The organism is Halomonas sp. BDJS001, from assembly GCF_026104355.1.
Lineage (GTDB): Bacteria > Pseudomonadota > Gammaproteobacteria > Pseudomonadales > Halomonadaceae > Vreelandella.
The window spans coordinates 3,691,606-3,704,112 of the sequence record NZ_CP110535.1; the positions used below are offsets into that span (position 1 = coordinate 3,691,606).

The 12,507-nt window shown below is 57.2% G+C and carries 10 protein-coding genes and 1 pseudogene; 2 read left to right on the plus strand and 9 right to left on the minus strand.

Annotated elements, in window-relative coordinates; genetic code table 11:
* Positions 1 to 4 precede the first annotated feature (4 nt).
* The 7 genes and pseudogenes from OM794_RS17215 to ampD all read right to left on the minus strand — a co-directional run bounded on the left by OM794_RS17215 (position 5) and on the right by ampD (position 9,372).
* Positions 5 to 1,126, minus strand: coding sequence for a phospholipase D-like domain-containing protein (locus OM794_RS17215; protein ID WP_226250638.1), 1,122 nt, complete (start codon positions 1,124 to 1,126; stop codon positions 5 to 7).
* Positions 1,127 to 1,157: 31 nt separating this feature from the next.
* The gene (locus OM794_RS17220; RefSeq protein WP_226250639.1) at positions 1,158 to 1,877 is read right to left on the minus strand and encodes a class I SAM-dependent methyltransferase; all 720 of its coding nucleotides are present in this window, start codon (positions 1,875 to 1,877) and stop codon (positions 1,158 to 1,160) included.
* Positions 1,874 to 2,571 (minus strand): annotated as a pseudogene (gene tsaB / locus OM794_RS17225) (tRNA (adenosine(37)-N6)-threonylcarbamoyltransferase complex dimerization subunit type 1 TsaB). Before tsaB ends, OM794_RS17220 begins: the two are co-directional and overlap by 4 nt.
* Before the next feature lie 121 nt (positions 2,572 to 2,692).
* The gene (gene adk / locus OM794_RS17230; protein WP_226250641.1) at positions 2,693 to 3,346 is read right to left on the minus strand and encodes an adenylate kinase; all 654 of its coding nucleotides are present in this window, start codon (positions 3,344 to 3,346) and stop codon (positions 2,693 to 2,695) included.
* 272 nt (positions 3,347 to 3,618) lie between these two features.
* Complete coding sequence (gene aceF / locus OM794_RS17235) at positions 3,619 to 5,646, minus strand: pyruvate dehydrogenase complex dihydrolipoyllysine-residue acetyltransferase (RefSeq protein WP_226250642.1); 2,028 nt, start codon at positions 5,644 to 5,646, stop codon at positions 3,619 to 3,621.
* Positions 5,647 to 5,704: 58 nt separating this feature from the next.
* On the minus strand, positions 5,705 to 8,377 hold the full coding sequence (aceE, locus tag OM794_RS17240; RefSeq protein ID WP_226250643.1) for a pyruvate dehydrogenase (acetyl-transferring), homodimeric type: 2,673 nt from the start codon (positions 8,375 to 8,377) through the stop codon (positions 5,705 to 5,707).
* Between the two features lie 386 nt (positions 8,378 to 8,763).
* Complete coding sequence (gene ampD, locus OM794_RS17245; RefSeq protein WP_226250644.1) at positions 8,764 to 9,372, minus strand: 1,6-anhydro-N-acetylmuramyl-L-alanine amidase AmpD; 609 nt, start codon at positions 9,370 to 9,372, stop codon at positions 8,764 to 8,766.
* A 93-nt stretch (positions 9,373 to 9,465) separates the two neighbouring features.
* Here ampD and nadC point away from each other — a divergent pair, with 93 nt between their 5' ends.
* A complete protein-coding gene (nadC, locus tag OM794_RS17250) occupies positions 9,466 to 10,320 on the plus strand; it encodes a carboxylating nicotinate-nucleotide diphosphorylase (RefSeq protein ID WP_226250645.1) in 855 nt (284 codons plus the stop codon).
* Positions 10,321 to 10,326: 6 nt separating this feature from the next.
* Here nadC and OM794_RS17255 read toward each other — a convergent pair whose 3' ends face one another.
* Positions 10,327 to 10,851, minus strand: a complete 525-nt coding sequence (locus OM794_RS17255) for a GNAT family N-acetyltransferase (RefSeq protein WP_226250646.1) — start codon at positions 10,849 to 10,851, stop codon at positions 10,327 to 10,329.
* 154 nt (positions 10,852 to 11,005) lie between these two features.
* On the opposite strand from OM794_RS17255, the gene tsaA reads away from it, so the two are divergent.
* The gene (tsaA, locus tag OM794_RS17260; RefSeq protein WP_226250647.1) at positions 11,006 to 11,743 is read left to right on the plus strand and encodes a tRNA (N6-threonylcarbamoyladenosine(37)-N6)-methyltransferase TrmO; all 738 of its coding nucleotides are present in this window, start codon (positions 11,006 to 11,008) and stop codon (positions 11,741 to 11,743) included.
* 15 nt (positions 11,744 to 11,758) lie between these two features.
* Here tsaA and purC read toward each other — a convergent pair whose 3' ends face one another.
* The gene (purC, locus tag OM794_RS17265) at positions 11,759 to 12,475 is read right to left on the minus strand and encodes a phosphoribosylaminoimidazolesuccinocarboxamide synthase (RefSeq protein ID WP_088699390.1); all 717 of its coding nucleotides are present in this window, start codon (positions 12,473 to 12,475) and stop codon (positions 11,759 to 11,761) included.
* Positions 12,476 to 12,507 lie beyond the last annotated feature (32 nt).

A 12,507-nucleotide genomic window follows, 5' to 3' on the forward strand; every position in this document is an offset into this window, starting at 1 on the left:
GACGCTATTTAAGCCGCATTATCAGCGCGTCAAGCACACCATAGAGCCACTCCCGGACGCGCTGCCCCCAAGGCCGGGCCGCCCATGCCTCGGCATCAACCTCCTGGCTGGCGGCAAAGTTACGCTCAAACAGTTCGCGTACATCGGCCGCGAGCTTCGGATCCTTCACCTCTTGGTTAGCCTCTAAGTTCCAGTGCAAATTCCAGTGATCAAAGTTACACGAACCAATGCTCACCCACTCATCGGCGAGCACAAATTTGGCATGGATAAAGGTCGGCTGAAACTCAAAAATACGCACTCCAGCCTTGAGCATAGTGTGATAAAAGCGCTGACCGGCAAAGCGTACGCTGGGATGATCATGCTTTGCTCCCGGTAGCAGTAAACGCACGTCAATCCCGCGGCGAGCCGCCCGAACCAAGCGTCGTCGCAGCGCAAAAGTGGGTACAAAATAGGGCGTGCACAGCCAGAGCCGTTCATTTACCTGGCTGACACGATGATGCAGTGAGTGGCGAATGGCTTGATAGCGGTAGCCCCGTGCTGACATTGCCCGCCCAGGCACGCCATTGGGCAGCGCCCGTGGCTTACGGGGCTGGGGGAGAGTCGCCGGGCGTCTATCGCCCTTCTCCGCCCGGGTCAGGCGCGAATGCCACAGGCGCCGAAACAGCAGTTCCCAATCGGCCACCACCGGCCCTTCAATACGCAGGGCAATTTCGTACCAAGCGTTGAGAAACTCATCCACCGCGCCAAAGCCGCCGGTAAAGGCAAGCTCACCATCGATAACCACTATTTTGCGGTGATCACGGCTTAAGTTACGCGCCAAAGAGTGAAAGCCAATGGGATTAAAAAAGCGCAATCGCACGCCACCGTGCAGCAGCTTTAGACGATCAGCGCTGGAGAGTCCCATCGCGCCATAGCCGTCCAGCAGCAAGCAGACGTGTATCCCTCGCTGGGCAGCCTCCATCAGCACATCGCTGACTTGATCCGCCAACTCCCCTGACTCCATCAGGTAGAGTTCTACCAGCACATAGTGGCGCGCGGCCCTGACTGCCTCAAACATGGCTGGCAGAAAGCGCGCAGCCTCTGGCAGCAGCGTAAATTGATTACCTTCTCGCCACTCGTGCCGCATAGGTGCTCCTGGGTTGATGGGTGCCAGTACGCTAGCGTGCTAATGAGCGATGCACATACAAATCGTAGCGGCTGGTTTTACCCTCGAGGGTGTGCTGTGGCGCGGGGCCCGCAATCGGCGGCGCCTGACGAGGACGTTTAACTACTACCCGGTGAGTAGCCACATCCAGTGCCGCTTCAAGTAACCGTGGGGCATCGTCATCGTCACCAGCCAACTCCCGAAACAAGCGCATCTCTTTTTTTACCAGCGCCGATTTCTCACGATGGGGAAACATCGGATCCAGGTGTATCACCTGGGGCATAAAATCCGCACTGGCGACAAGATCCGCCAGAGCTTGAGCGGCATCGCCGTGACGCAGCGTCATCCGGGCAACAATTTCCGCCGTATCACTATGTCTCGCAGCGCGCTTCAGGCCATCCTCCAATAGCGCCGCAATCGCCGCGACTCGCTCAATTAACAACACCTGGGCACCCAGGCTGGCCAATACAAAGGCATCACGCCCCAGCCCTGCCGTTGCATCAACGATACTGGGCGTCACGCCCTTGGCAAGCCCACAGGCCTTGGCAACCAACTGGCCACGGCCACCGCCGAAGCGGCGCCGATGAGCCGCTTTGCCCGCCGCAAAGTCAATGCTAAGTGGCTTGCCGTAGCGCTTCTCATCACCGATCAGCACTACCGCGTCACCGTGCTGCTCTAAAAGCAAGCCGTCAGGTAGAACAATTCCCTTTATGTCGCTCTCTACAAAGCTCATGCAGGCTTTTTCCAGGCCACGTCGTTGCGCAGATAAACCGGCTGAACCAAGTGGGCGGCCTGCCCCAAGCCAGTGGCAAAATCACGCGCCGCCAGCCACGCCATCTCTTCGGCGCGGGGCTCTAAATCATCCAAATGCTGGGGCATGCTGAGCTGCACATCGACAGTAAACTGCTCCCACAACGAAAAGCCGCTACCCACGCCAACCCAGTCGGTTTCGTCGCCCGGCAGCCTCAGCCTCTGCGGGCTAGTACCGCCTCGGCACTCATCGGTGTGATGGTATCGTTAAGACAGTGCCAGGTGGCGGCATACACCTCGCCCATGCGGGCATCCAGAGCGGTCACCACATGGCGTAGGTGGTAGCGTCGATGGGCCTGAAGGGCCAGCGCCTCCAGGGTAGACACCCCCAGTAGCGGGCAGTCCAGGCCAAACGCCAGACCTTGGGCTGCCCCCGCGGCTATTCGCAGCCCGGTAAACGAACCCGGCCCGCGGCCAAAAGCCACGGCATCAAGCTGGGAAGGCGTTACCTGTGCGTCGGCAAGTACTTCATCCACCATCGGCAGCAGCCGACGGGTATGGGCACGGGGCGTCATCTCAAAGCGCGCCAGACACTCAGTGCCCGAGTCGCCTTGGCGCAGTAGCGCTGCAGAGCAGGCGCTGGAAGAGGCGTCAAGGGCAAGCAGATGTAACGGCATAACAAATGGCCACTCGAAAGAAAAGTTGCAGCATTATACCTTCGCAACGCTAATACGACGATGGCCCGCATTAAGCGGGCCATCGAAACAGGTAAAACGCTAGTGCAGCTAAAGGCGCTTATCAGCTCAGGGCTTCTTTTACCTGGCGGGTAATATCCGTCACGCTGCCCACTCCTTCAATGCGGTGATACTGAGGCGCATTCTGGGGATCCTGCTTGGCCCACTGCTGGTAGTAATCGACCAGTGGTGCCGTTTGATCGTGATAAACCGACAGGCGATTACGCACCGTGGCTTCTTGATCATCTTCACGCTGTATCAGCGTTTCACCAGTCACATCATCTTTGCCCGGCTCTTTGGGCGGGTTGTGCTCAACGTGATAAACCCGGCCCGAAGCCTGGTGTACACGACGCCCCGCCAAGCGGCTGACAATCTCTTCATCGGGCACGGCAATTTCCACCACGTGATCCAGCTTAACGCCACCCTCTTTCATGGCGTCAGCCTGGGGAATCGTGCGTGGAAAACCATCGAACAGGAAGCCGTTTTCGCAGTCGGGCTGACTGATGCGCTCTTTGACCAAGTCAATGATGATTTCGTCAGAGACCAAGCCACCGCTGTTCATGATCTCTTTTACTTTCAGGCCCAGCTCAGTGCCATCTTTAATGGCCGTGCGCAGCATATCCCCGGTGGAAATCTGAGGAATCTTAAAGCGCTCGCAAATAAACTGAGCTTGAGTCCCCTTCCCCGCGCCGGGGGCACCCAACAGGATTAAACGCATGGCACTGCTCCTTGAAGTTCTTGGTATGAAAAAAGCGTATGAAAAATGGGTATGTAAATTCTGTTAACTGACAATAACCGCGCCTCTCAAGCGACACAACTCCCCAAAAGCCTGAGAGACCCGCTTTTATTTCAATTTTTTTAAATTAAAACAGCCAAATGCCCTAAATCTACCACTTTGGTCGCCCAGCGAGAGATTTAGCAAGCCTTTACGTTGAGTAAACACAAGCGGCGCCCCGAGGGGCGCCGCTTGTATAAGCACATCGCTACCAATTACAGCAGTAAGCGACGAATATCGGTCAGTACATCTGCCAGGAAAGCGGTAAAGCGTGCCGCATCGGCGCCGTTGATCGCACGGTGATCGTAGGAGAGCGACAGCGGCAGCATCAGTCGCGGCTGGAATGCACTGCCATCCCAAACCGGCTTCATCTGAGCTTTGGACACGCCCAGAATGGCCACTTCCGGCGCGTTGACGATCGGGGTAAACGCCGTGCCACCAATCGAACCGAGGCTAGAAATGGTGAAGCAGCCACCGGTCATCTCGTCGCGCTTGAGCTTTTTGGTCTGAGCTTTCTTGCCTAGCTCCGCCATCTCCTTGGCGATCTCGATCAAGGATTTCTTGTCGGCGTTGCGTACTACCGGCACCATCAGACCGTCAGGCGTATCCACGGCAATACCGATATGGACGTAGTTCTTCCATACCAGGGTTTCACCGTCACCCTTAAGGCTGACGTTGAACTGCGGGAATTTACGCAGCGCAAAGGCACAGGCCTTAACCATAAACGGCAGCGGCGTCAGCTTGGCCCCCTGGGCTTCCGCTTCGGCCTTCATCGCCTTGCGGAAAGCTTCCAGCTCGGTGATGTCCGCTTCGTCGAACTGCGTGACGTGGGGTACATTGAGCCAGCTGCGGTGCAGGTTGGTCGCGCCCATCTTGAGCAGGCGCCCCATGGGCTTCTCTTCCACTTCACCAAACTGGCTGAAGTCGACTTCCGGAATGGGCGGAATACCCGCACCGCCGGTAGCCGCGGCTGCCGCGCCGGGCTGAGCTTTACCCTGATTGGCAATCGCCTGCTTCACATAGGTCTGTACGTCCTCTTTGAGCACGCGATCTTTCGGGCCGCTGGGCTTAACGAGTCCCAAGTCGACACCCAGCTCACGGGCCAGCATGCGCACCGCGGGACCGGCGTGAACCAGCTTGCCATCCCGAGGCTTATGGGCCGCCATCTGTGCTTCCGGACTGGGCGTACCCGCCGGAGACTCACTGGCCTTGGTCTCTTTTTTAGGCTCAGATTTTTCGGGCGCCGCCTTTTTCGGTGCCGCTTTTTTAGCGCCAGCGACTTCCATATAGCCAATTACATCGCCTTCGGAGACGGTGTCGCCCTCTTTAACGGTTAGCTCAAGGAGCTTACCTTTATAGGGGCTAGGCACGTCCATAGAGGCCTTGTCGGACTCCAGGGTAATCAGAGGATCTTCTTCGTTGACCTCGTCACCCGCGGCTACTCCGATCTCGATAATCGGCACATCAGAGGCACCCGAAAGATCCGGCACACGAATCTCTTTGCGCTCCGGTTCACCGCTGGCGGCCTCTTCCTGATCGTCTTCGCCTACCGATTCTTCGGGCTCGCTGCTGGCTTGGCTAGACGACTGCTCAGAAGATGCGCTCTCTTGCGGTGCATCTTCACTGTCGTCGCCGCCTTCGCCGACGATCTCCATCTTACCGATCACATCGCCTTCCGAGACGGTGTCGCCCTCTTTCACGGTAAAACTGACGATCTTGCCGCTATGAGGGCTGGGCACGTCCATGGAGGCTTTGTCAGACTCCAGGGTGATCAGGGTGTCTTCAGCTTCGACCTCATCGCCTTCACTTACCGCGACTTCGATAATTTCGACGCTGTCCGAGCCGCCGAGATCGGGCACTGTGATATCCACCGTCTGCTTACCACCGGCGGCCTTTTTAGCCGCAGGCTTCTGCTCTTGAGACGGCTCTTTCGGCTTATCCTGTTTCGCTGGGGCCTCTTCAGCCTGGCTGTCCGACGAGCTCTCTTGCTTCTCGTCGCCGCCACCCTCGACTTCCAGCTCTACGATATCGTCCCCTTCAGAGACGCTATCGCCTTCTTTGACCAGCACTTTGAGTACCTTGCCGCCTTTCGGGGCCGGTACGTCCATGCTGGCTTTATCGGATTCCAGCGTGATTAGGGTGTCTTCCGCTTCAATGACGTCGCCTTCTGACACCGCAATCTCGATGATTTCGACATCGGTATCGCCGCCGATATCGGGAACTTTGATGATTTCGCTACTCAAGGTCGCGCTCCTTCCAAATCGGATCGAGCCGGTGGGCAAGCGCCCACCGGTCAGCGGGTTAGCTAGTCAGCGGGTTAGGCTTATTGGCATCAATGCCGTACTTCTTAAGCGCTTCACCAACCTGCTTGCGATCAATCTCGCCACGTTCAGCCAGCGCACGTAGCGCCGCCACGGTCACGAAGTAGCGGTCTACTTCGAAGAAGTAGCGCAGCTTCTCGCGGGTGTCTGAACGGCCAAAGCCATCGGTCCCCAGTACAGTGTAGTCACCCGGCACCCAGGCGCGCACTTGATCGGCGTATAGCTTCATGTAGTCGGTCGAGGCGATCACCGGGCCATCGCGCCCTTCCAGGCACTTAGTGACGTGAGGCTTGGTGGCCTCAGCGTCCGGGTTCAGGAAGGCTTCACGATCCAGCAGCAGCGCTTCACGACGCAGCTCGTTAAAGCTGGTCACGCTCCAGATATCGGCGCCGATGCCCCAATCGTTCTCGAGCAACTCAGCAGCCGCTTCCACTTCGCGCAGAATAGTGCCGGAACCGAGCAGTTGAACGCGGCCCTTGTCACCTTTGGTTTCGCGCAGCAGGTACATGCCTTTGACGATATCGTCGGCGGGCACGCTTTCCAGCGCCGGGTGCTCGTAGTTCTCGTTCATCACCGTCAGGTAGTAGAAGCAGTTCTCCTTGTCGGTGAACATGCGCTTCAGGCCATCCTGCAGAATCACGGCGACTTCATGGGCATAGGTCGGGTCGTAGCTGCGGCAGTTGGGGATGGTGGAGGCCTGAATCAGGCTGTGGCCATCCTGGTGCTGCAGACCTTCGCCGTTAAGCGTGGTGCGCCCTGCGGTGCCGCCGACCATAAAGCCACGGGCTTGCAGGTCACCCGCCGCCCAGGCCAGATCGCCAATGCGCTGGAAGCCAAACATCGAGTAGTAGATGTAGAACGGCAGCAGCGTGACGTTGTTGTTGCTGTAGGAGGTCGCCGCGGCGATCCAGGCCGACATGGCGCCCGCTTCGGTAATGCCCTCTTCGAGGATCTGACCTTTCTGATCCTCGCGGTAGAACATGATCTGGCCTTTATCCACCGGCTCGTACTTCTGACCTTCCGAGGTGTAGATACCCAGCTGGCGGAACATGCCTTCCATACCGAAGGTACGCGCCTCGTCGGGGATAATCGGCACCACCTTCTTGCCCAGCGTCTTATCTTTCACCAGGCCATTGAGTACGCGTACAAACGCCATGGTGGTGGAGACTTCACGGCCTTTCGAGCCCCCCATTTGCGAGGCAAAGGTTTTATCTTCGAGGCTGGGAATCTCCAGGGCTTCGAAGTCGCTCTGGCGGCTGGGCAGATAGCCACCCAGGCGCTCACGCTGCAGGTGCATGTACTTGAGCTCGGGAGAGTCCTCTTCCGGCTTGTAGTAGGGCACGTCTTTGAGCTGTTCATCGGTAATCGGAATACCGAAACGATCACGGAAGGTCTTGAGCGCTTCGTACTCCATGCTCTTGACCTGGTGCGCTTCGTTGGCCGCTTCGCCATCGCCGCTGCCCATACCGTAACCTTTAACGGTGTGCGCCAGGATGACCGTGGGCTTGCCGTTAGAGGTATTCACCGCCTCGTGATAGGCCGCATACACCTTGAACGGGTCGTGGCCACCGCGGTTGAGTTTCCAGATATCTTCGTCAGAGAGGTCTTTGACCATCGCCTCGGTTTCTGGGTACTTACCAAAGAAGTGCTCGCGGGTATACGCGCCACCGTTGGCCTTGTAGTTCTGGTACTCGCCGTCGACCGCTTCGTCCATGCGCTTTTGAAGGATGCCTTTCTTATCCTTCTCGAACAGCGGATCCCAGTGACGGCCCCAAACGACCTTGATCACGTTCCAGCCAGCCCCGCGGAAGACGCCTTCGAACTCGTCCATGACGCGGGAGTTGCCGCGTACCGGGCCGTCCAGGCGCTGCAGGTTACAGTTGATAACGAAGATCAGGTTGTCGAGATTTTCACGACCGGCCAGTGAAATAGCGCCCAGGGATTCCGGCTCGTCACACTCACCGTCGCCCATGAAGCACCAGATCTTGCGGTCGTACATATCCTTCAGCTCACGGTGATGCAGGTACTTCATCACGTGCGCTTGGTAAATTGCTTGAATCGGCCCAAGACCCATGGAGACCGTGGGGAACTGCCAGTAGTCCGGCATCAGCCACGGGTGCGGGTAGGAAGAGAGACCATCGCCATCGACTTCCTGGCGGAACTTGTCCATCTGCTCTTCCGATAGACGCCCTTCCAGATACGAACGGGCATAAATACCCGGTGCTACGTGGCCCTGGATATAAATCAGGTCACCGGCAAAGTCGCCCTGGGGAGCGCGGAAGAAGTGGTTAAAGCCCACGTCATACAGCGTTGCCGAGGACATAAAGCTGGCAATGTGGCCACCCAGGCCGGGCTTGGCGCGGTTATTACGAATGACCTGGGCAATGGCGTTGTAACGGATCAGGGAACGAATACGACGCTCCATGAACAGGTCGCCAGGCATCGGGGCTTCGCGGTGAACCGGGATCGTATTGCGGTGCGGGGTTGTCACCGAGAAGGGCACCTTCATGCCGTCCCGGCGCAGGCGATCCGCCAGGCGGGTCATCAGGTAGCGGGCACGATCTTCGCCCTCACGATCCAATACCGATTCCAGGGAATCAATCCATTCCGTGGTTTCGATCGGATCGAGATCTTCTCTTGTCTCCAGACTCATAGAGGTCTCTCCGAATGACGATAAATGACAAAAATCCCCGCTACCCTGAAGGGCCTGGGGTGGCGGTGTGAAAATTCACCACGCGCCAATATTCAGCCGGTGATCAAACACCGGATAGGGGTTTTAGCTCTACATTCAACAAGCTACGTACTTATTTGGGTACTTATTGATGTAGTAAAGCTACATGATGCTGTTAAGCGTTAGCCTTTTGTATAGGTGAAGATACCTCAAAGTCGCCACGCTGCCAATTCCGTCGCGGTGGAAAAGCCTATCGAAAACAAACTATTGCAGTGCAACATAAGCGATGTATAGAGCATTCCAAGCGGCTATCTGCAGGTCGCCAAATGTAATTAAACTACCGTTTTATTATGTTGGAAGTGAAACACTTAACTAGTGAAATGCTCACTCGTCCTCCTTGCGTGCAATGCGCGACTCAACTGCTGATGAAAATACGCCCAATCAAATGCCGGGCCAGGGTCTGTTTTGCGCAGCGGCGCCACACGGGCATGACTGGTGATACGCTCGCTATTGATCTCGGGGTAGCGCGCCATTAACCACACTGTCACCTCTACCAGCGCGCTATACTGAGCTTTACGGTAAGGGGTAACGTCATCTCCCTCGAGCTCAATACCCACCGAGAAATCGTTGAGCGCTGTTCGCCACCCTGCTTGATGAGCGTCCCACCAGCATGAGCGACCGGCATGCCACGCACGATGATCTGTATCAACAAACTGCACACATTCGCCATCACGACGAATGAGCAGATGAGCAGAGACTCTTAAGTGCGCTATTTCCGTAAAAAAGGGGTGCTCATCAACCGGTAGCTGATTGGTAAATAGCGCCTCAATAGCGTCGCCGCTAAACTGACCGGGAGGCAGACTGATAGCGTGAATGAGTAGTAGCGAGACCTCCTTACCGAGCCGGGCGTCGCAGTTGGGTGAAACGACTTGCCGGGCGCTACTCCACCAACCGCTAAGGGGTTGTTTGTCTTCCATACGCATGGTCTCCTCTACGGTAACGCGTTCTTCCACGGCTCTCTTTCATTATAATGGCCGCCCACAATCGATGACGTTCAGAGAATCACTGCCATGCATTATCAATCCGCTCTTGCTGAAGAAATCCGCGCCAGCGCCGCTCGCCTGTTGGCTGAGGACGTTGGCCCGGGTGATATTACCGCGCAATTGATCCCTGAACACCAGTGGGCCAGCGCCGACGTGATTAGCCGCGATGCCGCCATACTGTGCGGAGCCCCTTGGGTGGATGAGCTGTTTCGCCGCCTGGATAGTCGGGTAAGCCTGACCTGGCACGCCGCCGACGGCGATAAACTTGAAGCGGGTCAGTGTTTCTTAACCCTGGAAGGCCCTGCCCGCGTCCTGCTGACCGGCGAGCGGGCGGCACTTAACGTGTTGCAAACGCTGTCGGCCACTGCCACGGCCACCCGCACTTATGTCGACCTGATCGAAGGCACCGGCGTCCGCCTGCTGGATACCCGCAAAACGTTACCCGGTATGCGCTTGGCGCAAAAGTATGCGGTCACCTGTGGAGGCGGTCACAACCACCGCATTGGCCTGTGGGACGCGTTTTTGATCAAAGAGAACCACATTGCTGCCTGTGGGGGCATTCAAGCGGCGGTGGCCCAGGCACGCAAGCTAGCCAGCGACTTGCCTGTAGAAGTCGAGGTAGAAACCTTTGAAGAGCTGGATCAGGCGCTGGCAGCGGGGGCTGATATTGTCATGCTCGACAACTTTGCCATTGAAGACCTCCACGTAGCCGTTGAAATTAACGGTGGCCGCGCCACCCTGGAAGCTTCAGGCAATGTGGACGCCACCACCCTGCGGGCAATCGCCGATACCGGCGTTGATTGTATTTCCAGCGGCGCTTTGACCAAGGACATCGCCTCAATCGATCTTTCCATGCGGATTACCCGCAGCTATAGCGTGTAACTCTGCTTACGTCTCGACGGCGTTAAGCCGCTTGGTGAGCTTATAACGCAACAGCCGTTCCCCGCTTCGCTCGACCCACTGCTCGCCGTGGTTCTCCCAGCCACGGCGCAGTAAGCGCTCATGAAGCACTGAGCTAGCCTCTATCTCAATTTGCCCCTTGCCCTCTTCAATGAGCATTCGCTCGGCATGTACCAATAGCGTGGTGCCGATACCGCGGCCAGCCAATGAGGGCCATACGTAGAGGGTTTCAACCCGCCCGGCGACTAAATCCAGCTCAAGAAACCCCACGCAGCGACCATCACAGGTTGCTACCAAGGTGGTGTAGAGCGCCTGCCTAACTCCCCACGCGCTGCCCTCTCGGGGCAGTGCCTGTGCCCAGGCCTTGCGCTCCGAGAGCGTATAATGTGTGGCCGCACCTTGCATCACAGCATGGTAAAACACTTCCGCCTGGTCAGCAGCATCCCGGGCCAGCGCCGCACGATACATTATCCGCGTACCGGTTGGCGCTTGCGGCTCCTCGGTATTGGTCATGCGTCACCTCTGAGCTGTTCAGCTAACATTCAATCAAGACTCCTTTGATCATGCCCACTGGGTCATTCCCCATTTGGTCACGCTTAAGGCATTGGCCTGCTTTATACTACTTGGATCAATTATACGCGAATCAACCCTAGCAAAAGGCAGTGTGATGGACGACGCCCCTAACAGCGAGCACTTTACGCTGACGCCCATTGGTCATGTGGTTAGCGACTACCCCGATAAATTCGGCATCCCGCGCCAACCGGGGCTCGCTCCGGCGGCCAATGCCCAGCTGGTACTCACAGCGCCTTACAACGACCCTCTCGCCGTGCGCGGTTTGGAAGACTTCAGCCACCTATGGCTGAGCTTTATTTTTCATCAAAGCCCCGAGCGCTGGTCGCCGCTGGTAAGGCCACCGCGCCTGGGGGGCAATAAAAAGGTGGGGGTTTTTGCCAGCCGCAGCACCCACCGCCCCAACCGCTTGGGGCTCTCGCTGGTGAGATTAATCGCTATCGACACTCAGCATGGCGTGGCTCTGCTTCTCCAGGGCTGCGATTTAGTCAGTGGCACCCCGGTGGTCGATATCAAGCCTTATCTGCCTTGGGCCGAATCTCGCCCCAACGCACAGGCCGGTTTTGCCCCTGCTGCGCCATCGCTCATGGATGTCACCTTTCATCCCGCAGCGCTGGACATGCTCGCTCAGCGCCAGGACAGTGCCACACTGCGGGCATTAATTGAACAGGTGCTAAGCCAAGACCCTAGGCCCGCCTATAAGCAAAAAGATCAGGGGTCTGAGCGGCTTTACGGTGTGCGACTGCGCGATGTGGACGTTAAGTTTTGCCCCCGCCAAAACGGCGAAGCCACCACCTTAGAGGTGATGGCTATCGAACCTTACGCCACGTCCTAATTCAAGCGCGACGATTTACGCAGGGAAGGTAATGCCCAAACGGCGGCCAACTTCCTCATACGCTTCAATCACACCACCCAACCCCTGTCGGAAGCGGTCTTTATCCAGCTTCTCACGGGTGTTGGCATCCCAGAGGCGGCAACCATCCGGAGAGAACTCATCCCCCAGCACCACCTCGCCTTTGAATACACCAAACTCCAGCTTGTAATCCACCAGCAGCATATCGCCTTCAGCAAACAGCGCTTTGAGGATATGGTTAACCTTGAAGGTGAGCACCTTCATTTTGGCTAACTGCTCAGGCGTGGCCCAGCCGAAGGTTTCCGCCAGCGACTCATTGATCATCGGGTCGCCCTTCTCATCGTTCTTTAAGAACAGTTCAAAGGTCGGTGGCGTCAGGGCGATGCCCTCTTCGACCCCCAGCCGCTTCACCAAGCCACCCGCGGCGATATTGCGGACTACGCACTCCACCGGAATCATCTGCATCTTTTTGACCAGACTCTCCGTATTGGAGAGCTGCTTTACAAAGTGGGTAGGAATACCCGCTTCCTGCAACCGCTCCATAATGAAGGCGTTAAAGATGTTATTGACCATTCCCTTGCGGGCCAGCGACTCCACTTTTTTACCGTCGAAGGCGCTGGTGTCATCACGAAAATTCAGCACCAACAAATCCGGATCGTCGGTGGTATACACAGATTTCGCCTTACCGGCGTAGAGTTCTTGGCGCTTTTCCATGGGGGCTCCGTAAGGGATTGAGGGATCAACAA

Excerpts from the sequence above, each read along its gene's own strand:
- OM794_RS17215 (WP_226250638.1), bottom strand. The coding sequence starts at position 1,126 with ATGCGGCACGAGTGGCGAGAAGGTAATCAATTTACGCTGCTGCCAGAG.
- OM794_RS17220 (WP_226250639.1), bottom strand. The coding sequence starts at position 1,877 with ATGAGCTTTGTAGAGAGCGACATAAAGGGAATTGTTCTACCTGACGGC.
- adk (WP_226250641.1), bottom strand. The coding sequence starts at position 3,346 with ATGCGTTTAATCCTGTTGGGTGCCCCCGGCGCGGGGAAGGGGACTCAA.
- aceE (WP_226250643.1), bottom strand. The coding sequence starts at position 8,377 with ATGAGTCTGGAGACAAGAGAAGATCTCGATCCGATCGAAACCACGGAA.
- ampD (WP_226250644.1), bottom strand. The coding sequence starts at position 9,372 with ATGGAAGACAAACAACCCCTTAGCGGTTGGTGGAGTAGCGCCCGGCAA.
- nadC (WP_226250645.1), top strand. The coding sequence starts at position 9,466 with ATGCATTATCAATCCGCTCTTGCTGAAGAAATCCGCGCCAGCGCCGCT.
- OM794_RS17255 (WP_226250646.1), bottom strand. The coding sequence starts at position 10,851 with ATGACCAATACCGAGGAGCCGCAAGCGCCAACCGGTACGCGGATAATG.
- tsaA (WP_226250647.1), top strand. The coding sequence starts at position 11,006 with ATGGACGACGCCCCTAACAGCGAGCACTTTACGCTGACGCCCATTGGT.
- purC (WP_088699390.1), bottom strand. The coding sequence starts at position 12,475 with ATGGAAAAGCGCCAAGAACTCTACGCCGGTAAGGCGAAATCTGTGTAT.